This window comes from Chlamydiota bacterium (genome assembly GCA_016178055.1).
Classification (GTDB): domain Bacteria; phylum Auribacterota; class JACPWU01; order JACPWU01; family JACPWU01; genus JACOUC01.
On record JACOUC010000017.1, the window covers coordinates 14637 to 40148 of the forward strand.

At 39.6% G+C, this 25512-nt stretch carries 27 protein-coding genes; 15 read left to right on the forward strand and 12 right to left on the reverse strand.

What is annotated here, in order from left to right; translation table 11 throughout:
- Positions 1-9: 9 nt before the first annotated feature.
- The 4 genes from HYS07_02215 to HYS07_02230 are packed head-to-tail and all read left to right on the forward strand — an operon-like array spanning position 10 to position 2564.
- The gene (locus HYS07_02215) at positions 10-420 is read left to right on the forward strand and encodes a TraR/DksA C4-type zinc finger protein (protein ID MBI1869989.1); all 411 of its coding nucleotides are present in this window, start codon (positions 10-12) and stop codon (positions 418-420) included.
- A complete protein-coding gene (lspA, locus tag HYS07_02220) occupies positions 384-881 on the forward strand; it encodes a signal peptidase II (GenBank protein MBI1869990.1) in 498 nt (165 codons plus the stop codon). The genes HYS07_02215 and lspA overlap by 37 nt, the downstream gene beginning before the upstream one ends.
- Complete coding sequence (gene lgt, locus HYS07_02225) at positions 878-1648, forward strand: prolipoprotein diacylglyceryl transferase (GenBank protein ID MBI1869991.1); 771 nt, start codon at positions 878-880, stop codon at positions 1646-1648. Before lspA ends, lgt begins: the two co-directional genes overlap by 4 nt.
- The gene (locus HYS07_02230) at positions 1629-2564 is read left to right on the forward strand and encodes an RluA family pseudouridine synthase (protein ID MBI1869992.1); all 936 of its coding nucleotides are present in this window, start codon (positions 1629-1631) and stop codon (positions 2562-2564) included. The genes lgt and HYS07_02230 overlap by 20 nt, the downstream gene beginning before the upstream one ends.
- On the opposite strand, the gene HYS07_02235 is transcribed toward HYS07_02230, so the two are convergent.
- From HYS07_02235 to HYS07_02275, 9 genes are all read right to left on the reverse strand, one after another.
- Positions 2561-3085, reverse strand: coding sequence for a hypothetical protein (locus HYS07_02235; protein ID MBI1869993.1), 525 nt, complete (start codon positions 3083-3085; stop codon positions 2561-2563). The two genes, HYS07_02230 and HYS07_02235, sit on opposite strands and share 4 nt — an antisense overlap.
- A complete protein-coding gene (gene pilM, locus HYS07_02240; protein ID MBI1869994.1) occupies positions 3078-4526 on the reverse strand; it encodes a pilus assembly protein PilM in 1449 nt (482 codons plus the stop codon). Before pilM ends, HYS07_02235 begins: the two co-directional genes overlap by 8 nt.
- Positions 4495-5490, reverse strand: coding sequence for a general secretion pathway protein GspK (locus HYS07_02245; protein MBI1869995.1), 996 nt, complete (start codon positions 5488-5490; stop codon positions 4495-4497). Before HYS07_02245 ends, pilM begins: the two co-directional genes overlap by 32 nt.
- Positions 5477-6142 (reverse strand): prepilin-type N-terminal cleavage/methylation domain-containing protein, encoded by a 666-nt coding sequence (locus tag HYS07_02250; protein MBI1869996.1) that lies wholly within the window; start codon positions 6140-6142, stop codon positions 5477-5479. The genes HYS07_02245 and HYS07_02250 overlap by 14 nt, the downstream gene beginning before the upstream one ends.
- Complete coding sequence (locus HYS07_02255; GenBank protein ID MBI1869997.1) at positions 6114-6575, reverse strand: hypothetical protein; 462 nt, start codon at positions 6573-6575, stop codon at positions 6114-6116. The genes HYS07_02250 and HYS07_02255 overlap by 29 nt, the downstream gene beginning before the upstream one ends.
- A gap of 89 nt (positions 6576-6664) precedes the next feature.
- Positions 6665-7147 (reverse strand): type II secretion system protein, encoded by a 483-nt coding sequence (locus HYS07_02260; GenBank protein MBI1869998.1) that lies wholly within the window; start codon positions 7145-7147, stop codon positions 6665-6667.
- Positions 7148-7302: 155 nt separating this feature from the next.
- A complete protein-coding gene (gene gspG, locus HYS07_02265; protein ID MBI1869999.1) occupies positions 7303-7740 on the reverse strand; it encodes a type II secretion system major pseudopilin GspG in 438 nt (145 codons plus the stop codon).
- Positions 7741-7798: 58 nt separating this feature from the next.
- Positions 7799-9007, reverse strand: a complete 1209-nt coding sequence (locus HYS07_02270; GenBank protein ID MBI1870000.1) for a type II secretion system F family protein — start codon at positions 9005-9007, stop codon at positions 7799-7801.
- 32 nt (positions 9008-9039) lie between these two features.
- Complete coding sequence (locus tag HYS07_02275; GenBank protein MBI1870001.1) at positions 9040-10752, reverse strand: type II/IV secretion system protein; 1713 nt, start codon at positions 10750-10752, stop codon at positions 9040-9042.
- 124 nt (positions 10753-10876) lie between these two features.
- On the opposite strand from HYS07_02275, the gene gmd reads away from it, so the two are divergent.
- From gmd to HYS07_02315, 8 genes are all read left to right on the forward strand, one after another.
- A complete protein-coding gene (gene gmd, locus HYS07_02280; protein ID MBI1870002.1) occupies positions 10877-11887 on the forward strand; it encodes a GDP-mannose 4,6-dehydratase in 1011 nt (336 codons plus the stop codon).
- Positions 11884-12885: a GDP-mannose 4,6-dehydratase gene (locus HYS07_02285; GenBank protein ID MBI1870003.1), complete on the forward strand. Its 1002-nt coding sequence runs from the start codon at positions 11884-11886 to the stop codon at positions 12883-12885. Before gmd ends, HYS07_02285 begins: the two co-directional genes overlap by 4 nt.
- Positions 12886-12893: 8 nt before the next feature.
- Positions 12894-14228: a hypothetical protein gene (locus tag HYS07_02290; GenBank protein ID MBI1870004.1), complete on the forward strand. Its 1335-nt coding sequence runs from the start codon at positions 12894-12896 to the stop codon at positions 14226-14228.
- 52 nt (positions 14229-14280) lie between these two features.
- Positions 14281-15531 (forward strand): glucose-1-phosphate adenylyltransferase, encoded by a 1251-nt coding sequence (gene glgC, locus HYS07_02295; GenBank protein MBI1870005.1) that lies wholly within the window; start codon positions 14281-14283, stop codon positions 15529-15531.
- 137 nt (positions 15532-15668) lie between these two features.
- Positions 15669-17129, forward strand: a complete 1461-nt coding sequence (glgA, locus tag HYS07_02300) for a glycogen synthase GlgA (protein MBI1870006.1) — start codon at positions 15669-15671, stop codon at positions 17127-17129.
- A 34-nt stretch (positions 17130-17163) separates the two neighbouring features.
- The gene (gene galT, locus HYS07_02305; protein MBI1870007.1) at positions 17164-18183 is read left to right on the forward strand and encodes a galactose-1-phosphate uridylyltransferase; all 1020 of its coding nucleotides are present in this window, start codon (positions 17164-17166) and stop codon (positions 18181-18183) included.
- Positions 18180-20345, forward strand: a complete 2166-nt coding sequence (locus HYS07_02310) for a glycoside hydrolase (protein MBI1870008.1) — start codon at positions 18180-18182, stop codon at positions 20343-20345. Before galT ends, HYS07_02310 begins: the two co-directional genes overlap by 4 nt.
- 153 nt (positions 20346-20498) lie before the next feature.
- On the forward strand, positions 20499-22631 hold the full coding sequence (locus HYS07_02315; GenBank protein MBI1870009.1) for a DUF1926 domain-containing protein: 2133 nt from the start codon (positions 20499-20501) through the stop codon (positions 22629-22631).
- 2 nt (positions 22632-22633) lie between these two features.
- Here the strand turns inward: HYS07_02315 and HYS07_02320 are convergent, their stop codons facing one another.
- On the reverse strand, positions 22634-22936 hold the full coding sequence (locus HYS07_02320) for a HigA family addiction module antidote protein (GenBank protein ID MBI1870010.1): 303 nt from the start codon (positions 22934-22936) through the stop codon (positions 22634-22636).
- A 9-nt stretch (positions 22937-22945) separates the two neighbouring features.
- The gene (locus HYS07_02325; GenBank protein ID MBI1870011.1) at positions 22946-23227 is read right to left on the reverse strand and encodes a type II toxin-antitoxin system RelE/ParE family toxin; all 282 of its coding nucleotides are present in this window, start codon (positions 23225-23227) and stop codon (positions 22946-22948) included.
- Between the two features lie 150 nt (positions 23228-23377).
- Between HYS07_02325 and HYS07_02330 the strand changes: the two genes are divergently transcribed.
- From HYS07_02330 to HYS07_02340, 3 genes are all read left to right on the forward strand, one after another.
- Positions 23378-23602 carry a type II toxin-antitoxin system Phd/YefM family antitoxin gene (locus HYS07_02330; GenBank protein ID MBI1870012.1) on the forward strand — a complete coding sequence of 75 codons (225 nt, stop codon included), beginning with the start codon at positions 23378-23380 and terminating at the stop codon, positions 23600-23602.
- Positions 23599-24024, forward strand: coding sequence for a type II toxin-antitoxin system VapC family toxin (locus HYS07_02335; protein ID MBI1870013.1), 426 nt, complete (start codon positions 23599-23601; stop codon positions 24022-24024). Before HYS07_02330 ends, HYS07_02335 begins: the two co-directional genes overlap by 4 nt.
- Before the next feature lie 132 nt (positions 24025-24156).
- On the forward strand, positions 24157-24495 hold the full coding sequence (locus HYS07_02340) for a glycine zipper 2TM domain-containing protein (protein MBI1870014.1): 339 nt from the start codon (positions 24157-24159) through the stop codon (positions 24493-24495).
- A 7-nt stretch (positions 24496-24502) separates the two neighbouring features.
- Here the strand turns inward: HYS07_02340 and HYS07_02345 are convergent, their stop codons facing one another.
- Positions 24503-25498, reverse strand: a complete 996-nt coding sequence (locus HYS07_02345; protein MBI1870015.1) for a transposase — start codon at positions 25496-25498, stop codon at positions 24503-24505.
- Positions 25499-25512 lie beyond the last annotated feature (14 nt).

Sequence of the window (25512 nt, forward strand, 5' to 3'; positions counted from 1 at the left end):
GGGAAAAATATGTCAAAGAGTAAACCTGTAAAAGATAAATTAAAAAAATCCGTCATTCAAGAATACAAGAAAGTTCTCCTGAATGAGCTCGAAAGATTAACAAAAAATATTGACCATCTTAAAAGCGATCATCTTCAAAAATCTCAGAAGGATAGTACGGGAGAACTCTCGGGCTATTCAATTCATATTGCCGATATGAGTGGGGATGATTATGATCGAGGTGTTGCCTTGGGGATTTTTACTCAGGAACAGGAAATTCTTTATTTAATCCAGGAAGCCCTTAAACGGATCGATGATGGAACTTTTGGTATCTGCGAAGTTTGTGAAAAACCTATTTCTTCGAAGCGACTTGATGCAGTTCCTTATGCCACCTTATGCCTTCCATGCCAGACCGAACAGGAAAAAAAGAAAAAATCTTAAAATTGATATTCAGTTTTCTTGTTCTAATTATTTTCTTTATCGATCAGTGTTCAAAACACTTCATCGATGGGAATTTTTACCCTGGGACTTTCAAAGTCATTATTCCAAATTTTTTCAACATAACCCTCGCCCACAACTCAGGAAGTGCATTTGGCGCATTTCCCCATGCTAAGATTTTTCTTCTCATTATCAACCTTCTTTCAGTTATGATTTTAATGATTCTATATTGCAAAATTGCTCCCCTTAAATGGATGAAGAAAATTTCATTAAGTTTAATTCTAGGAGGAGCTTTTGGAAATTTGTTTGATCGAATTTTTCGAGGATATGTTGTAGATTTTTTTGATGTTTATATCCAATCGTATCACTGGTATACATTTAATGTTGCGGACAGTGCCATTACGGTAGGCGCTGTTTTTTTTGCTGTGTCTTTTTTGAAAGAGGAATATAAAAAAATAATATGAAATCCATTCTTTTTAAATTAGGCACAATAACCCTTTATTCCTATGGGGCTATGATGGCACTGGGTTTTTTTTTGGGAGTCATTGTCCTGAGACTTCGCTCCCAGAAAATGGGTATTCCACGTCAAAAAAGTTATGACCTTGGAATAGGAATGATGATAGGCGGGTTAATGGGAGCTCGTGTTTTCTACGTAGCTACTCACTGGCATACCTATTTTCATCATCCCTTAGAGATCATCATGATTCAAAAAGGGGGTCTTGCCTTTTATGGGGGCTTAATGGGAGGAATTCTAGCCATTAAAATTTTTTCTTATACTCAAAATTTTCCATTTCTAAAAATTGCAGATCTTGTGATTATTGCACTCGTGCCCGCTCATGCCATTGGACGCATAGGATGTTTTATGAATGGATGCTGTTTTGGTAGACCCACAAAAATGCCTTGGGCGGTCAACTTTCCACAAGGGAGTCTTCCAGCTCTTCATTATGGGCCTCATCATCTCATCCATCCGGTTCAACTTTATGAAGCATGGCTGCTGACATTTCTTTTTTGGTTTCTCTTATGGATCGATCAAAGAAAAACATTTGAAGGAGAAACTTTTATTTTTTATCTTATGCTCTATCCTGTTCTTCGATTTTCAATGGAATTTTTTAGAGGGGATAATCCTTTGATAGGAGCTTTAAGCATCTTCCAGTGGATGAGTCTTGGAACAGCAGGATTCGCACTCATTTATTTTTATCGATCGAAACGAGATGTCAGAAGAAATCATTAAGCATTTCAAAGTTGACCCCATTGATTCTGGAAAACGACTTGATTTATATCTGGTCGAAAAACTTCCTAAATTTTCTCGAACTCAAATTCAAGGAGCGATTAGAGAAAAAAAAGTAACCATCGATGGTGTCCCACGCAAGTCCCATACCTTCCTACATCCTGGACAATCCATCAAAATTCATATTCCTGTTCCAAAAATCATTCGCCTTCTTCCTGAAAATATTCCTTTAGAAGTCCTTTATGAGGATGAGAATATTCTTGTCATCAACAAGCAACCCGGTCTGGTGGTTCATCCTGCGCCTGGACATTTGGAGCACACTTTAGTAAATGCCATTCTCCACCATTGTCAAACCCTTGCAAAAACAGATAATCCGCTTAGGCCTGGGATTGTCCATCGATTAGACAAAGACACTTCGGGATGTTTATTGATTGCAAAACAAGAAGGAGGTTTAAGAAAACTCGGGGCCCAATTTGAAAAAAGAAAAGTCATGAAGCAATATCTTGCCCTTGTTTGGGGAGTCCTCAAAGGAGTCAAAGGGGAACTGCTCTTAGGGATTAGCCGCCATCCGACCGATCGAAAAAAAATGGCGGTGACTTTAACAGGTAAACAGGCTCATACCACTTTTGAAGTTGTTGAAAAATTTAAAAGGGCGACACTGATACGTGTCGTGCTTAAAACAGGTCGAACGCATCAAATTCGTGTTCATATGGCCCATTTGGGACACCCTGTTCTTGGAGATTCGGATTATGGAAAGAAAGGTCTGGAAGTTGCAAAAGAGTTAGGAATCACACGTCAGATGCTACACGCCGCTTTTTTGGAGATCATTCATCCTGAAAACAATCAACCCATTTCGTTTTCAGCGCCCATTCCCCAAGACATGAATGAAGCGATTCTGAAATTAAGAGCAGAAATCTAAACAACAATTCTCGATAGAACGAGATGACATTTTAATCCTTCACTTCGAGCTCCGGCATTCACTTTGAGAGAATCCACATGAATCATTGCTTGAGAATTTTTAAGCTCAAAAAGAAATTTTCCCAATCCCATTTGCTGAGCTTCAAACTCGATTTCGAGATAAACCTTTTTAATGGAATGATTATCTTGAGTCGATAAGGGTTTCATGTCAACCACTCGAACATCAGACTTTCGACTGAGGGCTTCGATTTCCGCCAAAAATCTTGATATTTCCTCCTGACTACTTCCCTCAACTTTTACAATTCCAACATATTGATTATAAGTATGTTCAATATGATCTTTGCTGTTAAAAATTTTTACATATTTCGCATAAATTAGACTTTGTTTTTGAATTTCTCCTCGAAGTGTTCGAAGTTTAGAAAAAAGAGGATCCAATACCATAAAATAAAGCGCCATTAAAACAATGATTAAACCTGCAAAAAGTGCTAGTTTCTTTTCGCGAATGCTTAATTTGTTAAGCATTTTCTGGCTCCTTCAAGTAACCATGAGATTTTGCTAGAATACATGCTAAGTGAAATTCGGCCGTCTCTTCTCTTTGTTCTGTTACCTGACGTGCATAACGCGTCTCAATTTTTTGAAAAAGAGGATTCTTTTGCAAAAGACTGGTGAGCTCAAAAACCTTTGCAAGGGTAGGGGCATAACCCCGTAAGGAAATTTTACTTCCATCATAAGTAATGGTTTTAAGATAAATTCCTTCTGTCATGTTTTGAAGGAGTGAAAGAATGAGATCCAGGCAATCTCCTCTATGTTCAATATGTTCTTTAAATAGAAGAATTTTTCCTCTTAAAACCTCGAGTTGACTTGCCGCAGGTTCTAGGGTCCTCGTTTTAGTTTTTAAACCATTCAAAAAATTTCTTTCTAGCCTGAGCTCATTCATGAAGACCCAGCAAAGGATTAAAAGGGCACTTCCGAGCAGAATAAACAACTTTCGTAATTCAATTTTATAAATAATGTTTTCAAATGATTTTCGAATATCGGACGGAAGAAGATCAAAAGGGGAGTCAGGTTTAGAACTCGCCAGCGCTAGCAAATGCGCCCAAGAAACCTGAGGAGAAAGATTCTCATCTTGAAGAATTTTTGCTTTTAAGGGGGTCTCGAAAGAACGCGTCTCAAACCCTAAGCGTTCCTTTAAATGGGTTTTTAATAAGGGTACTGTTTCAGTTCCCCCCGTTAATAGAACAGGAATTTTTTCTTTTTCCTCTTCATGATCAACCGGAAAAAGGGCAAAAGAGGCTTCGACCTCCCCCACAAAATCTGAAAGAGCTTCTGGTTTTGAAACCAGATCTTTAGTTCCTAGAGGAATACTTCTTGAAAAGTGAATTTTCCCCTCTTTTAAAAAAAGAATATTCGTTTGATGATAGTCCACTTCAAGAATTGCAGTCGGCTCTTTTATTTCAGGAAGGAGAGCATTCAAGGATTCTGAACCCATCCAAATATGCTGCGGGTGAATATTTGCCTTTGATAAAATAGAAATCAAATGCTCAATCGCTTTACGATGAATGACGGCCAGACGCACTAAGCTGGACTCGTTGGGAAGGGAACTTAAAAGTTCATAATCAAAAACAATTTCTGACCTGGGATGAGGAACAAGACGGGTGACCTGAAATTCAACCATCGAATTCATCTCTTCACGTTGAATGGATGGAAGAGCTAAATTTTTGACGGTGACCAAATTTCGGGGGAGCCCCAAAACAAAATCAAAATTTTTTCCTTTAAATTTTTTAATAACTTTTCGAATTTCCGCTGCAATCTCTTCATCCGACAAGCCTTTAATGGGGTGGAGGAAAGCCAATTCTAGATCTTTTTCCTCCCTTGAGCGAGCAATAATGATTTTGAGCAGCTCTTGATCAAGATAGATTGCGCAAAAAAACTTATTTTTCCAACCACCGCCGAATCTTGACATAATCTCCTTGAACATGCTCAACGATCGCAATCACCTTACGCCCCGATCGAAGACTCGCCAAAGGCATCCCGGTTGCCTCCACTCTAAAAAACTTAGATTTCACGCCTAAAAGTCCCTTCGAAACAAGATTGATAATTTGAGAAGTCTCCATAGAACTCAGAGGTTCAGCTTCAAAAAGAATACGGGCAATCGATCCTTCATCCTTAAAGGATCCATCATCCTCTGTCCCGGGAAGCTCATCCGGACCGTGACGAAATTCCATAAATTTTTCAATGAGGCTATCATCTAAACCGATCATTTCAAGAACCTCCCGAGAAGCTGTATTAACATTGACCTTTCCATCCCCATAAATGGTTACAAAATCGGCCCATTTTTCTAAGAGCTTGGGTGTTATATTTTTAATCAGGAGAAGCTCTGAGATATCCTCCATAGGACCATCTTTTGCTGGATAGGGAATATCTAAATCCTGATAATAATCCTTTTCAGCCCCCTTACGTTCAGGAGTTGGGTTGACATCTCGCCAATCAATGATCGCATCAACAATTTCTTCTGTGCTATCAGGTAATTCAAGCAAAACTTGCTTGGGTGCTGTATTAAGATTAATCTTTCTTTCTTCGTCGATTATACCAAAATAAGTTTGAAGTCCCAAATCCAAATCAATCTCGCTATAAGATAAACTAAATTTACCGTTTCCAACCATTTTTTCTTTAAACATGGAAGGAGAATTGGACCAACCTTGAGAAAGGGACTCATAGGAATCAAGATCTCGTGTGGCAAGTGCAAGCATGGCCCAATGAACTCCTGCTTCGGCAAGATATCGTCCAACCACTTGATCCATGCGATATCGAAGAACCTTTACCCGCAGCATGGTATAAAACGAGAGACTCGAGGCCATGAGGGTAAGAAGGGTAAGAATCCAAAGAGACAAAATCAAGATAGAACCTTGATTGCTATTCTTCTTCATGATCCTCATTTCCTTTTTCAGAAATCTCAGGCAATTCTCCTCCTGGTAAAACCACTGTTCTCACTAAAGGCTGACTCGAAAGGGCATGAATGATCATCACCCGAGGAACCACCTTTGGATTATTCCACTGAGATTTTGTAATTATTTTTTCTTCATGGGTGTCCCAATACCCATATTCAAAAGAAAGTGTTTTGAATACAGTCGTTAAGAGCTTGCCCGGGGGAGGGTCTTCCAAAAAAGATTTTTCAATAGGATATTCACTTAAATAAAGCCCCTTTTTTTGAGAGCCTTCATTCTCCTTTAAAAAGGAATAATGAACTTTGACCATCCGAAGCGAGGTCGAAGGGGGACTTTCTTCAATCAATCTCCTTAAGCCGCAAAAATAGATCTCATCTGCTTTTCCCATAAATTGAACCCATTGATGTATAAACGCATTTCGGATATCTTGGGTCATTTTATCAAGGATCAGTCGCTCTTCACTGAAGCGATCCTGTTCCATTTGAGAGCGTTTCCAGAGATGAACGCCTTGTGCCAAAATTGAATAAAGAACAACACCGACCACCGAGAATAAAGACACGGCCAGCAATAGCTCAATGAGGGTGAGTCCCTTGCGAATTCGTTCCCTACCGAGATGCCGAAGCATTATTTTCATCCTTTTCTTCTGTGTCTTCTTTTTTCTTAACGAGAATGGTGTCGAGCGAAAGGCCATGAACCATTCCTTTTGCCGCTTTTACTTCTAAAGAAACATTAAAATATTCCACCGTTTCCTCTTTTTCTTCACTTTCCATTTGAACATTATTCTTATGAATTTTTCTAATATGAGCCTGCCATGAGAAATCCGAATAAGGTTTATCAAATTTCTCTGAAGTTTCTCCTTCATCCAAATGAGGCTCAGCCTCGAGAAGAGACATTTTTTCCTCAGCCAGGGGAAGGAGAGCCAAATAATCTTTGGTCAACCGATCGACTTTAGCTGAATAGGCAAAGGCACGAATGGCTGCACTCACGGCAACGCTTAAAATAACCACGGATAAAAGAGCTTCAATGAGAAGCAGTCCTTGACTGTGTAAATTTCTTTTTTTTCTCATAGAAAATCTATTTACAATTGATAATGGATAATTGAGAATTGACAATAAAGGTAGAATAAATTAATTCATAAATTATCCATTTTCAATTTTTAATTATCAATTTCGTTTATTTTTCCTGCGGCAGAAATCTCTAAATTAAAATGATCTGATTGAGCATTTTCAAAACGCACCTCTATGCGCGTTGCAGATCCATCAGGATAAAAGTAAATTTCTCGCTCATAAGCCATAACCTTACAACCTTGAGGAATGATTTGAACTCGTCCTAAATTTCCATCGGAAGGTCCAAAAGGTTCCTCACCTCCCTCCATTTCTTTTAAAAGGGCAAAAGAGGGAGGATTTTCAAGAAAAACCATTTTGTAAGTTTTTGATTCTAGCATCGCTAATTCATGAGCTGTTTGGGCCAGACGTGAAAATTTATCTTTAAGGGTCATTAAACGAAACTGATCATAGGTAGATCTAAATCGGGGAACAGCCAAAGCAGCCAGAACAGCAATAATCAGGGTGACAATTAAAAGCTCAATCAGGGTGAAGCCTGATGGGAACGAAAAATGTCTTGTCTCATGAGAAACCATAGTATTTTTCTGTATATAAAAACGAACTAATTCAAAATCCAAAAATCAAAATGCAAAATGACATACTAAAATTCAAAATTTCTAATGCTATTGCAGGGGACACATTTTAAGTTTTACATTGTCATTTTGATTTTTAATATTTGATTTTTGGATTTTTAAGCTCCATGCCAATTAGAAATATCATCCTGAGTTCCTTCAGTGGCATCAGGCCCATTGGATGAAAGATCAAATCCCGAAGTATTATGCTCGCCGGGACATTTGTAAACATAGGGATGAGCCCAAGGATCTTTTGGAGTTTTCTTAAGATAAGGACCATTCCAATTAGACGCCCCTCCTGATGGTTTTTCAACAAGTCCCGCCAAACCCTGATCGGTGGTTGGATAAGCGCCGTTGTCTAATTCAAAAAGATCCAACGCTACACTTAAATTTGATTCAATATCAGCCCGAGTCGCTGTAATTTTTGCCTCTTGCGATCTTCCGACCAAACGGGGAACAGCCATAGCAGCCAAAATGCCAATGATTAAAATAACCAACATGATTTCAATTAATGTAAAGCCTGATGAATATTTTTTTTGCTTTTTATTTTGTGTCATCTCTTTCTCCATTTTTTTCTCACAACTCACGACTCACCCCTCACAACAGTTTTTAAAATCATCGAATCAAAAAATTAATTTGGAAAATGGGTAAAAGAATTGCAAAGGCCATCATTCCTACAATGCCTCCAATCACGAGAATCATGACAGGTTCTAAAAGGGAAGTGGCCAATTTCACATCTCGATCTAAAGCCCTTTCATAAGATTCTGCAATTCGTTTAAGCGCCTTGTCTAATTGACCACTCTCTTCACCAATGACAAGCATATTGATCAAATTAGATGGTAAAAATTTGCTTTTCTTTAAACGCTCCCTCATTCGTTCCCCGCGGCTAACCCCTAAACGAAGCGCGTGGATTTCTTCCCGAAAAATAATATTTCCAATGGTATCATGAACAATCTCCAGGGATTGAACAAAAGAAAGACCGTTCGATAAAAGCATATAAAGGGTGCGAGCAAATCGTGCAATTTCAGTATCACGATGAATCACACCCAAAAATGGTATTTTAATTTTCACTTGATCCCAAAAAATATGACCCTCTCGCTTTGCCCGATGCATTCTAAATCCTGCGACGAGAAGAGCTATCATCAAGGCAAGAACCCACCAATAAAAAATCATCCCGTGACTCACTGAAATGAGCGCCTGAGTTAAAAAGGGGAGATTTTGTCCCATGTCTTCGAATATTCCAGCCATTCTGGGAATGACCACGGTCAAAAGAACCCCAATGACAAAAAGTCCAACTGAACAGACGAATACAGGGTAAGCCAAAGCCGCCTTGACTTTTGAGCGAATCTCTTCCTGGGCTTCAGCAAAATCTGACAAGCGCATCAAAACTTGATCTAAAGCACCACTGGCTTCGCCTGATTTTACGAGATTGACAAAAAAGGGCGAGAAAATAGATGGAAAAACCTTTAGGGCATCAGAGAATTTCTGACCTCCGCGTACTGAAGCTATTAAAAAACCCAACATTTCTTTAAAGGTTTTACCGTAAACTCCTTCTTGAACCAATTCTAGAGCTTTAAGCAAGGTCACTCCCGAAGAGATGAGATCATAAAGTTGTTGAATAAACTGTGATATTTCTTTCTTCTTAATTTTAAGAGATTTTACCTTTTGTACAGGCCCATTCACTTCAATTTCCTTCTCAATATGAATAGGGAATAAGCCCTGTTTTTGCAAATGAGATACAACCCGATCTTCACTCTCTGTCTCAAGTACGCCGGTGACTGTCCCTTCACCGACTCCTTTTGCGACATATTTAAATTTTGGCATATAAAAAAGCTAACCCCCCAGATACCTTTTCCTTATCCAGTTTCATCCTGACTGACGCGAATCACTTCTTCAGGACTGGTCAAACCCAATTTAATTTTTTCCCACCCTTCTTGACGCAAGGTTCTCATCCCTTTTGACATGGCCATGGCTTTAATCTTATGGGAGGGAGCCTTTTTGACAATTAAGTCACGAATATCATCATCCAAAACTAAAAACTCATAGATAGCCGTTCGTCCCTTATACCCTGTAAATTTACATTTCTCGCATCCATTGCCGTCATAAATATCCGTTGAGAGGGCCTCTTCACCCATCTCAAGACGCAAAAGATCTTCCCGAGTCGCCTTAATTTTATGCTTACAGCTTTGGCAAATGAGGCGTACTAATCTTTGTGCAATAATACATTCAACAGAGGAGGCGGCCAAATAAGGTTCGACCCCCATATCAATTAAACGCGTGATGGCCCCTGAAGCATCATTGGTATGCAAAGTACTAAAAACAAGATGTCCTGTAAGAGCGACCCGAATCGTAATTTCAGCCGTTTCAAAATCACGAACCTCTCCCACCATCATTATATTGGGATCATGACGTAACATCGATCTCAAGCCCCGAGCAAAGGTAAGATCAATCTTCGGATGAACTTGAATTTGTGTAATGCCTTTCATTAAATATTCAACAGGGTCTTCAATGGTAATAATCTTTTTTTCATCATGATTCAGCCTAGAAAGACAGGCGTAAAGGGTCGTGGTTTTTCCGCTTCCCGTAGGCCCCGTAACAAAAATAATTCCATGAGGTTTTCGAATCATTTTTTCTAATGTCAATAAATCTTGAGAAAGGAGGCCTAAATTTTCAATATCCAAGAGAGTGGTCTGACTCGAAAGCAGGCGTATGTTGACGCTCTCACCATAAGGAGTCGGCAGAATCGAGACTCTCAAATCTAATTCCTCCTCATTCATTTTGACTTTAATTCTTCCATCTTGGGGGAGTCTGCGTTCAGCAATATCCAAATTAGCCATAATTTTAATTCGAGAAACAATGGAGGCATGAAAGTGCCGAATGGTGGGGGGCATGGATGCCCGATAAAGAACACCGTCAATCCGGTAACGAATTCTTAAATCATCGTCAAAGGGTTCAATATGAATATCTGTTGCACGATCTTTATAGGCTTCAAATAAAATCTGATTAACAAATTTAATAATGGAGGCATCTTCTCGTCCTTCTCCTTCTGAAATTTCCTCGGTTCGAATGGTTGGAGTTTCAATTTCAATAAAAGTGTTTGACTCATTAATCATTCTTTCAACGGTCTCGGCCCCAATCCCATAATATTTCTTTAACGCATCATGGATATCTTTCTCGCCCGCAAGCACAGGCTTCACATCACATTCAAGGGCCAATTTAATCTCATCGATCAACTCTAAATTTAAGGGATCATTCATGGCAATTAAAAGCTTACCGTTATCTAAAGAAACGGGGAGAAACTGATAGTGATGGGCAAATTTAGCAGCAACCTTTCCAATGATTTCTCGATCAATCGTCCGATGGGATAAGCGCTCACAGGGAATTTTTAAGAATTTTGAAAGAGGAGGCAGAATTTGGCTTTCGGAAAGAACTCCAAGCTTCACGATGACGCGATCTAAACGCTCATTCATTTTTGTGGCTTCTCGATGAGCGATGCGCAATTTTTCCTCATCGACAGCCTTCTCATCCAAAAGAAACTTTTCAAATGATTCGTTGTTAAAGCGAGCCATGAGGAATATCCTTTATTTATTTTTAATTATACAAGTTTTTTTACTGGGATTGAAAATTATTTTTCTTTTAGCTTGCTCGCCCTTTAAATCCCTCTTACAATGGACCCATTTTTAAGGAGGCATTGTGAAACAACGAAAAGCGCTTGTAACGGGAATCACGGGACAGGATGGATCTTACTTGGCAGAATTTCTTTTAAAAAAAGATTATAAGGTTTATGGTTTAATTCGTCGCAGCAGTACTCCTTCGATTGACCGAATTAAACATATCGACGACGACATTGAACTCGTTTCTGGAGATTTGATCGATCAAAACTCTCTCAATGCTATCTTAAGAGAGACGGATCCGGACGAAGTTTATAATTTGGCGGCACAATCTTTTGTTCCGACTTCATGGCAACAACCTCTTTTAACAGGAGAGGTCACAGCCCTCGGAGCTCTAAGAATTCTTGAAGCCGTTCGAATGACCCATCCGAAAATTCGGTTTTATCAAGCATCCTCAAGCGAAATGTTTGGACATGCCCAAGAGATTCCTCAAACTGAAAGAACTCCGTTTTACCCCAGAAGTCCCTATGGAGTCGCCAAACTTTATGCCCACTGGATTACCATTAACTATAGAGAAAGCTATAACCTTTTTGCATGTTCAGGCATTCTCTTTAATCATGAATCTCCAAGGAGAGGTCTTGAATTTGTCACAAGGAAAATCAGTTATGGCGTTGCTCTGATTAAGCGCCAAATCACACGAGAACTGCGTTTGGGGAATCTTGAGGCTAAACGAGACTGGGGGTTCGCCGGAGACTATGTCGAAGCCATGTGGTTAATGCTTCAGCAGAAAGAGCCAAAGGATTATGTCGTTTCGACCGACAAAAATCATTCGGTAAAAGAATTTGTGGAAATTGCATTTCGCCATGCAGGTCTTGATTGGAAAAATCATGTTGTGATTGATCCCAAATACATTCGACCCGCGGAAGTAGATACTCTCTTGGGAAGTTCTGTAAAAGCCCGGAAAGAATTGGGGTGGAAACCCAGTCTTAACTTTGAAGGGCTTGTGAAATTAATGGTCGACTCTGACCTTAAGTTGGTAGATCAGCTGATTCAACAAAAGGAAAAAAATCTTATCTCTGGGGTCACACATTGAAGGTTCTTATCACCGGAATATCAGGTTTTGCAGGTAGTCATCTTGCACGCTACATTCTCAATCTTAAAGACCCATCTATTCTCTTAAGCGGAACTTATCTTCATCAAGAAGAGACTCAAAAAAATCTTGAGGAAGTTGCGACTCATCTTCAACTCTTTCAATGTGATGTATCAAAATCTTTAGAAATTGAACGAATTCTTGAAGAAGTAAGGCCGGATCTTATTTTTCATCTTGCAGGAACTGCTTACGTCCCACAAGCAGAAAAAAACAGGATACTCACTTATGAAGTCAATACCCTCAGTGTGGAGCATCTTCTTTCGGGTGTGATTAAAAAATGTCCCAAGGCTAAAACAATTCTTGTTAGCACCAGCGAGGTTTATGGTAAGGTTTCACCCATCGATATTCCTTTAAGAGAAACTCAAAAAATTAATCCCTGCAACGTCTATGGATCCTCCAAAGCCATGATGGAACTGATCGCACGTTGCTATATCAATCAAAGGGGTCTTAAAATTATTATTTTAAGGCCCTTTAACCATATGGGTCCTTATCAGGCAGATTCTTTTGTAATCGCTAATTTTTCAAGACAAATTGCTGGAATCAAGTTGGGTCTGGCACACCCTTATCTTGAAGTGGGAGACCTTGAGCCCGAAAGAGATTTTACCGATGTGAGGGATACGGTACGCGGCTATTGGCTCGCTTCCCAAAAGGGGCAAAATGGGGAGATTTACAATCTCTCATCTGGAAAAGCCTATTCTATTCGTGAGATATCATCCATGCTGATTACACTGGCAGCGTGTCCTATTGAAATAAGACAAGACCCAACTCGAATGAGAAAAAGTGATTTACCTTTACTTGTAGGAAGCTTTGAAAAACTTAAGCGAGATACGGGTTGGACCCCTGAACATTCTTTAAACTCAACTTTGAAAGACACGCTTGATTTTTGGATCAACCATGAAAAATCCAAAAATCAAACATCAAAAATCAAAATGACAATGTAAAATTTAAAATGAAAAAAATTCTCTTTGTTATCTTTCTTTTGTTCATTCTTCTTTCCCTTAAGACAATCTCTTTAAACCATCAAAAAGCCTTTTTAAAAGATCGACTGCACGACGTTGAGAATGAAAATAAATCCCTCCGTTCTAAACTTCAGGATCTTGAAGAAAATTTTCTCCAACTCCAAATTGAGGGAAAAGTCTCGAGACTTCGAGAGCTTCCCTTTATTAAAGAGCCTGTCTACCGTGAAGTAGATCGAAAAACGCTCCATGAAAAATTAGTTGAAGAAATTCAAGATGAATATCCAAAACAAGATATCGAAACCACTCAAAAAGTCCTTGTTAAATTCGGTTTTTTAGAACCTAACTATAACCTGAAGGATAAAGTTATCAATATCTATGGAGAACAAATCGGCGCCTTTTATGATGTCGATGAAAAAGCCCTTTTTAAGATTAAAGGGCTCGGGATAGGGCAAGGTCTTCAAAATGCTATTCTTGCCCATGAACTCACTCATGCGCTTCAAGATCAGCATTTTCGAATTAAAAATCTAGTGGATTCAAATTTGAGAAATGACGATCAAAAACTAGCCCATCTATCTCTTGTTGAGGGAGACGCTTCATTTGTAACCCAACTCTATTACCTTCATTCCATGAAACTATCTGTTCTTTGGGATATTCTTTCCTACTTTTTTGTTGATCAAAAAGAGTTTAAAAACGCACCTCTGGTTCTTCAGCAAAATATGATTTTCCCTTACCTTAAAGGAATAGAGTTTGTTTCTTACATCTATCATAAAAGTGGTTGGAGTGGAATCAATCGCTGTTTTCAAAAACCCCCATCTTCTACAGAAGAAATTCTTCACCCCGATAAATATTTGGCTGACAATGACGCTCCCCAAATGATCGTCTTCCCATCCTTAAAAGAAGTTTTGTCCCCTTATGTTCTCTTGGAAGAAAATGTTATCGGAGAATTTAATATTCGTCTCCTCTTTGAAAAATTTTTTAAATCCAAGGCTTTTGAGGCCACGGCAGAAGGATGGGGAGGGGATACCTATCAAGTTTGGGAAGATAAAACCTCTTCTTCCTTAATCCTGATTTGGCTCACCCATTGGGATACCCCTCAAGACGCCAATCAATTTTTCAATGGATACAGTCAACTCGTTTTAAAAAAATTTCCAGACGCCTCGCAGGAAGTTAAAATAAAAGATAAGAATTTATGGAAAACCCCTCAAGAATGGATTCTAATTCTAAAAAATGGAAAAGGTGTTCTCGTGATCGAGGCCAACGAAAAACCAAGCATTGAAAAAATGAGCAATTCATTTGAAGAATTTAAAGATAAAAACTATAATTAGTTTTTAATTTATAAAAATTTTCGAATATTTTTTCGGACGAAAGATACGCATCATGGCCAAAAATTTAGTGATGGTTCTCGCTGGGGGAGAGGGGAGACGTCTTTATCCCTTGACCCGAGATCGGGCAAAGCCTGCCGTTCCTTTTGGGGGGCAGTATCGCATTGTTGATTTCGTTTTGAGCAATTTTGTCAATTCAGGATATTTTAAAATTAAAATTTTAACTCAATTTATGTCTGAGTCTCTCAATAAACACATTTCAACAGGATGGCGGCTTTCTCCTACGCTCGGTCATTACATTGATTGTGTTCCAGCTCAAATGAGAACGGGCGAAACCTGGTTTAAGGGAACGGCCGATGCTATTTATCAGAACATTAATATCATTGAAGATGAAAATCCGGATTTAGTGTTTGTATTTGGCGGAGATCACATTTATAAAATGGATATCCGCCAAATGGAAAAGCACCATCTTGAAAAAGACGCTGATGTAACCATTGCAGCAGTTCCTTATCCGATCGCGGAAGCCTCTAATTTTGGGGTCATTGTTGTTGACTCTGACTGGAGAATCATCGGATTCCAAGAAAAACCAAAGGTCCCCAAACCCTTGCCTGATCGATCTGGCCTTGCCTTGGTTTCAATGGGTAACTACATCTTTAAACGAGATGCACTTCTTCAATCTATTAAGAAAGATGCAAAAAGAGAGAGCGATCATGACTTCGGGAAAAGCATTATGCCTGAACTTGTAAAATCTGCACGCGTTTTTGCTTATGATTTTTCAGCAAATTCTGTTCCGGGTATGGAAGAAAAGGAAAGGGGATATTGGAGAGATGTCGGAACCATCGATGCTTATTGGGAAGCCAATATGGAACTGGTGAGTGTGTCGCCCCAGCTTAATCTCTACAACATGGAGTGGCCGATTCGCACGGTTTCCTCTCATTTACCCCCTGCAAAATTTGTCTTTGCCAATGTTGAGGGACAAAGAGTAGGATATGCAACAGACTCCATGATTAGCGAAGGATGCATTATCAGTGGAGGAAAGGTTCATCGCTCGATTCTCTCCCCGGGCGTCAGAGTCAACAGCTACAGTCTTCTTGAGGAATCTATTTTATTAGACGGTGTTAACATCGGTCGACATGCCCAAATTCGTAAAACCATTATTGATAAAGATGTTGATATACCCCCTAAATCAGTCATTGGGTTTGATCTTGAAAAAGACCGTAAACGTTTCTTTGTAACCGATGAAGGGGTGGTCGTCGTTCCTAAAAAAACACGCTTTGATCGAATGAGCGATGAAAAGACAGTTTAAAGTTCAAAGTTTAAGGCTTAAAGGAAGAAACAGGGACAAGTGTCAACCTTTAAACCTTAAACTTTTAACCTTGAACCGTATTTTTTTCTTTGAACTTTGAACCTTAAACTTTGAACTGTCTTAAAGGAGTGTGAAAAATGCCAAAAAAATTAAAAATTGTTTTTGCGGCAAGTGAGGTCCATCCGTTTTCAAAAACGGGGGGACTTGCCGATGTCACGGGAGCTTTGCCCAAGGCGCTTGGCGAATTGGGACATGACGTTAAAATCATTACGCCTTTTTACCGATCCACAAAAAAAATGAACATTGATATTCGAAAATTTTCAAAAAAAATATTTGTTCAGTTAGGGGATCGGGTGGTTGAAGGAGATATTGCGACTGCAAAAATCTCTGAAAATCTCGAAGTCCTCTTCATTATTAAAGATGAATATTATGATCGTGACGAGATTTACCGGACAGTTCAGGGAGATTACAAAGATAACGCAGAACGCTTTATTTTCTTCTCGAAGGCTATCTTGGCTACGCTTGAAGAACTCGATCTTAAAGTGGATATTCTTCATCTCCATGATTGGCAAACAGGTTTAGTGAGCGCTTTACTTAAAACGATTGAATCGAGCAATCCTTTTTTTACCAAATCACGAACGATATTTACGGTTCATAATCTTGCTTTTCAAGGGCTCTTTTGGCATTACGACATGCACATGACCAATCTCCCCTGGGAGGTTTTTACTCCAGAAGGAATCGAATTCTATGGAAAAATGAATCTTCTTAAAGCAGGCCTCGTCTACTCAGATTGCTTGACGACGGTGAGTCGAAAATACAGTGAAGAAATTCAAACGCCCGAATATGGTTTTGGGCTTGAGGGGGTTCTCCTTCGACGATCGAAAGACCTTTACGGTATTTTGAACGGCGTAGATTATGATGAATGGAGCCCTGAAAAAGATCCGGAGATTTCAAGTCATTATTCCTTGAATCGCTTAGCAGGAAAAATCGAATGCAAGAAGGAGCTCTTACGTCTTCTTAATTTCAATCTTCCGATAACCACTCCGCTCATCGGTATGATCTCTAGACTTACGGATCAAAAAGGATTTGATATCTTGAGCGAGATTACGGATAACCTTTTCTCTGAAAATGTAGGTCTTGTTCTTTTAGGAACCGGAGAGGAAAAATGTCAGAAACTCTTCCAGGAAATTGCAGAAAAATTTCCAAATAAATTAAAAGTTAAGTTTGACTTTGATTATCCATTATCTCATCAAATTGAAGCAGGATCTGATTTCTTTCTAATGCCCTCAAGATTTGAGCCCTGCGGTCTTAACCAGATTTACAGCCTTAAATATGGAACCATTCCTATTGTGCGGGCTACGGGAGGATTAGATGATACCATTGAGGATTTCAATCCCCAAACACTTGAAGGAAATGGATTCAAATTCAAGGATTACTCTCCCCAGACACTTCTAGAAAAGCTTAAAAAAGCTCTGGAGATCTATCGCAACCCAAGTCTTTTCCAGCAAATCATCAAAAACGCCATGAAATGTGATTTTTCATGGAATGTCTCTGCCCGACAATACGAAGAGGTTTATTACAAAACACTTAAAAAATGATGCATTGAGATATTGAAGTGCAAAGGAGTTTTATATGCCCGAACTAAGAAAAGATCCTGTGGTGGGCCGCTGGGTGATCATTGCAACTGAACGCGGTAAAAGGCCCAGTGATTTTAGAACAGAAATGGAGGATGGAACGAAAGAGGGATGTCCTTTTTGTGAAGGGAGCGAGTCTAAAACTCCCTCTGAAATCTTTGCGATTCGAAATCCTCATACCCACGTCAATACGCCAGGATGGGAAGTAAGAGTGGTCCCCAATAAATTTCCAGCTCTACGGATTGAAGGAGATTTAGGAAAAAGGGGAGTCGGAATTTATGACCGCATGAATGGAATTGGCGCTCATGAAGTCATTATTGAGACGCCGGATCATGATAAAAAAATGCAGATGCATTCCATTGAAAGCCTCGCAAAGGTATTTGAGGCTTATCGCGTCCGGATTAAAGATTTAGAAAATGATTTACGATTTAAGTATATTTTAATTTTTAAAAATGAAGGATTTTCAGCGGGGGCCTCCCTGAGTCATCCCCATTCTCAGCTCATCGCAACCCCCGTCACCCCTAAGCGTGTCAAAGAAGAACTTCAAGGAGCTCAAGAGTATTTCGAGTACAAAGACCGTTGTGCTTTTTGTGATATCCTTATCGAAGAGCAAACTCAAAAAAGCCGGGTTGTTTATGAAAACGAGCACTTCTTATCTTTCTGCCCTTTTGCTTCAAGATTTCCATTTGAAGTGATGGTTCTTCCGAAGCGTCATGATCCTGATTTTCACACCGTTTCTTCGAATGAATTGTTAGGTTTCGCAGACATGATGCGCTTTACACTTGCAAAACTTGCCAAAGCACTTAACAAACCACAATATAATTTTGTCCTTCACACCAGCCCCGTCAGGTGGAAACGGAGGGGATACTGGACCACCATTGATCAGGATTATCACTGGCATGTTGAAATTATGCCTCGTCTAACCAAAGTGGCAGGTTTTGAATGGGGGACAGGTTTTTACATTAATCCGACCATCCCTGAAGAGGCTGCAAGATTTTTGCAGGAGGCAGAAGTTTGAAACCGATTCATGTCGCTTTTCTTTGGCACATGCACCAGCCTTATTACAAAGACCCTTTAAAAAATCATTACCTCATGCCCTGGGTTCGTCTGCACGGGATCAAAGGCTATTTTGACATGATTGATCTTTTAGAAGAATACCCAGCGATGAGAGTCACTTTTAATCTAGTCCCTTCTGTCCTTGTTCAACTGATGGACTACTGCATTCCTGAAACGCTTGATCCTTTTTTAGAACTCACACTCACCCCTCCCTCTGATTTAACCCTTGAACAAAAACAAGAGTTACTTTCAAATTTTTTTATGGCTCATTGGAACAACATGATCAAACCCTATCCTCGCTACTGGGAACTCCTGAATAAAAGGGGACATAAAGCTGAAAGTGAATATCTCCGCGAGGCAGCTAAAAATTTTACGACCCGTGACTTTCAAGATCTTCAAGCTTTAGCCAATCTAGCCTGGTTTGGGTATCGAGCAAAAAAGAAATTTCCTGAAATTAATGAACTCATCCAAAAAGGCAAAGAATATACTTCAAAGGAAATTGAACGAATTATAGAGATCGAGCGAGAGGTGATTCAACTCGTGATTCCTTCTTACCAAAAAGCCTTTCAAGAAAATCGTGTTGAACTAACGACCAGCGCTTTTTACCATCCGATTCTTCCTTTAGTCTATGACACAGACCTTGCCAAACGCTGCATGAATTGGGCTCCGCTTCCTAAACGCTATCACCACCCTGAAGATGCAGAGGCTCAAATTCAAAAAGCCGTTGATTTTTTTAAAGGTGTTTTCGGAGTAAAACCCATCGGGCTTTGGCCCTCGGAAGGGTCTGTCGCACCTGAGATTATTCCTCTTCTCGCTAAGGCAGGAATACAATGGATTGCGACCGATGAAGACATTTTAATGCATTCAACGCAAGTCACTGACAAGGGGACAGCACTCTTTAAAGTTTATCAAGCCCAGAACGAACAAAACTCAGTCGATATGGTCTTTCGCGATCGGGGTCTTTCAGATCTGATTGGATTTACTTATTCTCAAAATCCTCCAGAAAAATCCGTTCAAGATTTCTTAGAACATCTTCAGAATATCCGACAATACAATGCCAATGAAGAGGCGCTGGTGTCTATTATTTTGGATGGTGAAAATGCTTGGGAGCATTATCCTGATGGGGGAGAGGGGCTCTTAAGGGGAATCTATCATGAGCTATCCCAAAATGCTGAACTTGTCCCAACCACCTTTTCAAATTATTTCAAAATGAATCCCAAAAGAGAGATTCTCCCCTCTCTCCACAGCGGATCATGGATTCATCATGATTTTGATATTTGGATCGGCTCAGAAGAGGAAAACACCGCTTGGGAGTATTTAGGAAAAACGCGAGATTTTATTCAGAAAAATGCAAAGGATATTCCCGATGAGCAAATGAAAAAAATAATGGAGCAAATATACATTGCAGAAGGAAGTGATTGGTTTTGGTGGTATGGGGATGACTTCACAACAGAATTTGATGAGGAATTTGATCAACTTTTTCGCCTCCATTTATCTTCATGTTATAAACTCATGAATGTGAATGTTCCTGAATATTTAAACCAACCCGTTTTAGGGATTAAAACCCCTGTGCTCGCACAACAACCCATTGGATTTATCCATCCAGAAATTGACGGCAAAAGCACTCACTTTTATGAATGGCATGAAGCCGGACTTTATCTTGCTGGAACAGATGTTGCCATGCACCAAACTGAAAAATATATTTTAAAAATATTTTTTGGATTTGATCTCGCACAACTTTATATTCGCATTGATCCCCATAAAATATCCAAGCTTCGAAGCCTCGATTCCATTCACATGCACATCTACTTGACAAAGCCAAATGAGTATAAGATAGTGATCCCCCGTGTTTTTAAAGCCGGCCGAAAAAAGAAATTTACACTCTTTTCAAGCGAGGAGGGGATTCATTATTCTGAAGTGAAAGAATACACAACAACTGCTTTTGAGGATACACTCGAACTCGCAATCCCGTTTAGTGATCTTCATCTTAAAAGCACGGATGAAGTAAGATTTCGAGTTTCTATTCTTAAAGATGAGATTATCCAAGAAACCCATCCCAAGTTTGGGTATTTAAATTTTACAGTCCCTAATAAAGATTTTGAAATGGAAATGTGGAGCGTGTAACAACAGTTCAAAGTTAAAGGTTTAAAGTTTAAAGATTCAAGCGATAGAGTTTTTCTTTTAACTTTAAACCTTTAACTTTAAACTGTCTTTATCGGACTGTTTTTTGTTTTTTCTTTTAACTTTAAACCTTTAACTTTAAACTGTCTTTACAACATGGGTCAAATTGATTTTCTTTTTGGAATTCATAATCACCAGCCTGTTGGAAACTTCGAGTGGGTTTTTGAAGAGGCCATTAGTCAATGTTATCAACCACTCCTCGAAGTTTTGAGCCGCCATCCTAAAGTTCGCCTCTCGATCCATCACACAGGCCCTTTGCTCGAATGGATCGAGGAACACCGTCCCGATTATTTTGAAAAACTTAAAAATCTGTTAAATCGGAATCAGGTTGAGTTAATGGGCGGGGCTTTTTACGAGCCCCTTATTGCAACACTCCCTGAGCGAGATGCCATTGGCCAAATTCAGATGATGACCCAATATCTCATGGAAAAATTTGGTGTAAAACCTAAAGGCATGTGGCTGGCCGAACGAGTTTGGGAACCCCAACTGGCATCGATTATTAAAGAAGCTGGAATGGAATATACGCTGTTAGATGACACCCACTTCTATTATGCGGGTCTTCAGGAAAAGGACATGTTTGGCTACTACACCACAGAAGATAAAGGGAAAACCTTATCCATTTTTCCAATTAATAAAAATTTGAGATATCTTATTCCCTTCAATATCCCTGAAAAAGCCATTGAATTCCTTGGGAGTATTGCAAGCGATCATCCAGGAAGGGGAGTCACATTAGGCGATGATGGAGAGAAGTTTGGACTTTGGCCAGGGACTCACCATTGGGTTTATGAAGAACGCTATTTAGAGCGCTTATTCACCCTCCTTGAAGAAAATGCCCATTGGATCAAAATGGAAACCTTTAGTGAGTATTTGGCCAACAATTCTTCTCAGGGAAGAATCTATCTTCCCAATGCCTCTTACGAAGAAATGATGGAGTGGTCTCTTCCAACTCAAGCCCAGAAACTCTATGAATCAAGTATCCATGAATTAAAATCTTCAGGAAAATATGAAGCATTAAAACCCTTTTTGCGAGGAGGCTTTTGGAGAAATTTCTTTTCGAAATATCCCGAAAGCAACCTCATGCACAAAAAAATGATCTATGTCAGCGAGCAAGTTTCCAAACTCTCCGATTCTTCTAAAAATAAAAAATTAGCCCAAAAAGAATTATGGAAAGGTCAATGCAATTGCCCTTACTGGCACGGCCTCTTTGGCGGACTCTATCTGAACTATCTTCGTCATGCCAATTATACCCATCTCATCAAGGCAGAAAAAATTGCACTCAACTCATTCAAAGATAAAATCCTGATCGATGAACGTGATTATGACTGCGATGGTAAAAATGAAATTCTCTTAACAGCAAACGATTTAAATCTTTATTTAAAACCGGAATATGGCGGATCTATTTTTGAAATTGATTACCGTCCAAAAGATTTCAACCTCACCAATGTTTTAACCCGGCGAGAAGAAAGCTATCATGAGAAAATTGCTCTGGCCCAAAAAGCCCAACAGAATTCCTCCGGGGAACAACCTAAATCGATTCATGACTTATCCATTGCAAAAGAAGAAGGCCTTGAAAAAGTCTTGTTTTATGACTGGTACAGCCGCCACTCACTGATCGATCATTTTATTAAGCCAGGAACGACCCTCGAAGAATTTTATCAATGCTGCTATCGAGAGGAAGGGGATTTTGTCAACCAGCCTTATCAGGCAAGCTCTCTTGAAAAAAATACAAATTCTCTGTCGCTTACTCTCAAAAGGAATGGACATCTTTTTCGTGAGGGGAAAAACCCCATTCCTCTCTATGTGCAAAAAATAATTCAGTTGCAATCAAAATTAAGCAATAGGGTTTCACTCAACTATGAAATTTGTTCTCTTCAAAATATCGAGACATGTTGGTTTGGGGTCGAATTTAATCTTACTCTCCTTGCTGGAAATGACAAGAAAAAATATTACCGATTCAACAGTCAATCACAAAATCGTTCTCCGTTGGGATTAAAAGGGGAGTTTGCGAAATCAAAATCATTAGAACTTGTGAACGAAGATGATGGCTTTATTACAAAAATAACCTCTGATCAAGAAAGTCACCTCTGGTATTTTCCCTTAGAAACGATCTCACAGTCCGAAAGTGGGTTTGAAAGAACCTACCAAGGCTCCTCGATTCTTTTCTTGTGGAAACTTCAACTCACCGAAAATGCTGCAAAGAATCTTAAGCTGGAACTTGTAATAGAATAAACCTATCCAGCTTTTGCATATACCTTTACTTCAAATTCTAACCGGTTCCCAAGCTTATCAGCAGTAACATCTAAATCGTATTGTGCTTGTAACCCAAGCCAAAATTCCGCCGACACTCCAAAAAATTTTGCTAACCTAAGGGCGGTATCTGCTGACACACTCCGTTTTCTAAGAACGATCTCATTTATTCTTCGTGCGGGGACGCCTACGGCAAGCGCAAGTCTATTCTGGCTAATACCCATAGGATTAAGAAATTCTTCTGAGAGAACTTCTCCCGGATGAACCGAATGTAATTTTCTTTTCATAGTTTTCCTCTAATGATAGTCCGTTATTTCAACTTGATAAATATCTCCACCTTGCCACACGAAACAAATACGCCACTGATCATTAATTCTGATGCTCATTTGCCCTTCGCGATCACCTTTCAGTTTCTCCAGTCTGTTTGCTGGGGGAATCCGCAAGTCATTGATGTTCTTAGCGTTATTGATCATACGCAATTTTCTTAACGCAACTTGCTGTATATCTTGCGGCAGCTTATTTGATACTTCCCGAAGATAGACTTTTTCTGTATCCTTGTCTCTGAATGATTTTATCATCTAATGAAAAGATTATAACATAATACGTTAAACGTCAAACGTTAAAAAAACTTGAGATGCATTTCCTTTTTTCTTGAAATGTCATTATAATGTACATTATAATGACATCGTAATCATGCGTCCTATAACATGGATTTGAGAGGAGGCTTCGTGAGCACCGTAACCTTTACAGAGTTGAGAAATCATGCAAGAAAATATTTTGATCAGGTGGAACGAGGTGAAACATTCGAAATTTACCGGCATGGGAAGCCTGTCGCCATTTTGCTGCCACCGGGTGATTCTTCAAAAGAGGGCTGGAAACGTGTCAGCCCGATGAAAATTTTTGGAGTCTCGTTGAGTCAAGCAATTCTTGCAGATCGTCAAAAGAGTTTATGATGCGCATTTTCTTTGATTCCTCGGCATTCGCAAAAAGATACATTGAGGAAATTGGATCAGAAAAAGTGTTGGATTTTTTCTCCGAGGCAGGTGAGACTATTGTAAGCGTCATCTGTCCGATAGAGATTCTTTCAGGATTAAATCGTTTAAGGCGGGAGAAAAAAATAACGGGTTTACAATACCACAAGCTTAAATCAGCAGTTGCAATGGATATAAAAAAAGCGACTGTTCTTGATATAGCTCCCAGCGTTGTTCAACAAGCCATAAGATGCCTGGAGACGTGCGTGATTCGCAGTTTGGATGCGATTCACCTGGGAACAGCTCTTGAAGCCTCATGCGACCTATTTGTAACTGCAGATCGTCGTCAATATAATGCAGGGCGACGGATTGGACTCAAAGTAGTGTTCATTGAGAAGAAATGACGTGCTTATCCTATGTAACTTTTTTTCATGGTTTTCCTCTAAAACTTGAAAATTGAAAAATTCTTGCATCAATCATATAATGAAACCAGTTTTGGAAACGATTTAAAATTAACTCATAAAAAGGAGGGTCAAATGAAAAAGTTTGTATGGGCGCTATTAGCAACATGTGCACTTATCTCAGCCGGTTGTACTGAGACAGAGCAAGGTGCTGTGGGGGGTGCATTAGCAGGAGGAGCCGTAGGTGGTATCATTGGTCATCAATCCGGTCATACAGGTGAAGGTGCTGCAATCGGAGCCGCGGGCGGAGCCATCATCGGTGGACTCATTGGTCATTCTGAAGAAGAGAAAAAATCCCAACCCGCTCATCGTGTTCAAGTTTGTCCCCAAGGACATGAAGTTGATGTCACAGGATATTCTTCTGGAAGTCTCGTTCGATGTCCCATTGACAACAGTACTTTTACCGTTGAATAGGGGACGTTCATTGATATATTGATTCTAATATATCATTTTCAATTTTATTAAGTAAGTCCAGTTTTCGTGCCCTCTTAATCGCCAGACTTGCCGCGCTCTGGTTAAGATGTAACGCCTGTCCTAAGTTTGTTACGCTCTCGCCTAAATACTTTCGACCCATATATAGAAAAATATCCCTCGCCTCACGAGCACAGTGTTCTCTGGTTTCTAATATCGTTTGGCAGGGGACGTTATAATAGCGGCTTACATGACCCAAAAGCTCCTTGATGCTATTGATCTTGCATTCTTGCTGATCCAATGTGCCTGTCTTCTTGAGAACCTCCTCAACAAAGTTTCCTCCTCCAAGAATACGGTCATCGTACATTTCCTTCTCATCCTTTTTCCGTCTAAGAACCTCCTTTAATCCTCCAGCACTGCGAACGAGCCCTCCGCCTTCATAATCCTCTTTTGTGTCCAATCCAGAAGTCACAAATTCTTTGTATCCCCGTAAACCTTCACGATTATTTTTACCAAAAAACCCCAGAATTTCATCTTTATCCTTAATAAGACCCTTTTCATTCCTGCAAATTTCTAAATGCCCAGTCCAGCGATATTGCTCTAAGTCTTGGAGATTGATGACGCCAGCTTTAACGGGGTTGAGATGGATATATCTGACTAGAGGGAGTAGATACTCATTTCTGTCACACAAGACTGATTTGTATCGGTTCTGGAATAAATGTCCTGATCGTTTATGAATAATGTTGTAATAGACTGCGTAACCTGTCAGAAGACTACTCATCAACTCTGCCAGAGGGGTTTGGCCTGTCTGAAGCAATAAATGAAAGTGATTCCCCATAATGCACCAGGCATAGCATTGAATGCTAAATCTACGTAAATTATTACTTACTCGTTCATGGAACTTCGATTTGAGAAGATCATCGTTAAAGATAAACTTCTTTTCAATACCGCGTCCCATGACGTGGTGAAGAGCTCCTGGATAATCGAGTCTTGCTTGGCGTGGCATGACGTAAGCCTAGA

Excerpts from the sequence above, each read along its gene's own strand:
- HYS07_02215 (MBI1869989.1), top strand. The coding sequence starts at position 10 with ATGTCAAAGAGTAAACCTGTAAAAGATAAATTAAAAAAATCCGTCATT.
- lspA (MBI1869990.1), top strand. The coding sequence starts at position 384 with ATGCCAGACCGAACAGGAAAAAAAGAAAAAATCTTAAAATTGATATTC.
- lgt (MBI1869991.1), top strand. The coding sequence starts at position 878 with ATGAAATCCATTCTTTTTAAATTAGGCACAATAACCCTTTATTCCTAT.
- HYS07_02230 (MBI1869992.1), top strand. The coding sequence starts at position 1,629 with ATGTCAGAAGAAATCATTAAGCATTTCAAAGTTGACCCCATTGATTCT.
- HYS07_02235 (MBI1869993.1), bottom strand. The coding sequence starts at position 3,085 with ATGCTTAACAAATTAAGCATTCGCGAAAAGAAACTAGCACTTTTTGCA.
- pilM (MBI1869994.1), bottom strand. The coding sequence starts at position 4,526 with ATGTCAAGATTCGGCGGTGGTTGGAAAAATAAGTTTTTTTGCGCAATC.
- HYS07_02245 (MBI1869995.1), bottom strand. The coding sequence starts at position 5,490 with ATGAAGAAGAATAGCAATCAAGGTTCTATCTTGATTTTGTCTCTTTGG.
- HYS07_02250 (MBI1869996.1), bottom strand. The coding sequence starts at position 6,142 with ATGAAAATAATGCTTCGGCATCTCGGTAGGGAACGAATTCGCAAGGGA.
- HYS07_02255 (MBI1869997.1), bottom strand. The coding sequence starts at position 6,575 with ATGAGAAAAAAAAGAAATTTACACAGTCAAGGACTGCTTCTCATTGAA.
- HYS07_02260 (MBI1869998.1), bottom strand. The coding sequence starts at position 7,147 with ATGGTTTCTCATGAGACAAGACATTTTTCGTTCCCATCAGGCTTCACC.
- gspG (MBI1869999.1), bottom strand. The coding sequence starts at position 7,740 with ATGACACAAAATAAAAAGCAAAAAAAATATTCATCAGGCTTTACATTA.
- HYS07_02270 (MBI1870000.1), bottom strand. The coding sequence starts at position 9,007 with ATGCCAAAATTTAAATATGTCGCAAAAGGAGTCGGTGAAGGGACAGTC.
- HYS07_02275 (MBI1870001.1), bottom strand. The coding sequence starts at position 10,752 with ATGGCTCGCTTTAACAACGAATCATTTGAAAAGTTTCTTTTGGATGAG.
- HYS07_02290 (MBI1870004.1), top strand. The coding sequence starts at position 12,894 with ATGAAAAAAATTCTCTTTGTTATCTTTCTTTTGTTCATTCTTCTTTCC.
- glgC (MBI1870005.1), top strand. The coding sequence starts at position 14,281 with ATGGCCAAAAATTTAGTGATGGTTCTCGCTGGGGGAGAGGGGAGACGT.
- glgA (MBI1870006.1), top strand. The coding sequence starts at position 15,669 with ATGCCAAAAAAATTAAAAATTGTTTTTGCGGCAAGTGAGGTCCATCCG.
- galT (MBI1870007.1), top strand. The coding sequence starts at position 17,164 with ATGCCCGAACTAAGAAAAGATCCTGTGGTGGGCCGCTGGGTGATCATT.
- HYS07_02315 (MBI1870009.1), top strand. The coding sequence starts at position 20,499 with ATGGGTCAAATTGATTTTCTTTTTGGAATTCATAATCACCAGCCTGTT.
- HYS07_02320 (MBI1870010.1), bottom strand. The coding sequence starts at position 22,936 with ATGAAAAGAAAATTACATTCGGTTCATCCGGGAGAAGTTCTCTCAGAA.
- HYS07_02325 (MBI1870011.1), bottom strand. The coding sequence starts at position 23,227 with ATGATAAAATCATTCAGAGACAAGGATACAGAAAAAGTCTATCTTCGG.
- HYS07_02335 (MBI1870013.1), top strand. The coding sequence starts at position 23,599 with ATGATGCGCATTTTCTTTGATTCCTCGGCATTCGCAAAAAGATACATT.
- HYS07_02340 (MBI1870014.1), top strand. The coding sequence starts at position 24,157 with ATGAAAAAGTTTGTATGGGCGCTATTAGCAACATGTGCACTTATCTCA.
- HYS07_02345 (MBI1870015.1), bottom strand. The coding sequence starts at position 25,498 with ATGCCACGCCAAGCAAGACTCGATTATCCAGGAGCTCTTCACCACGTC.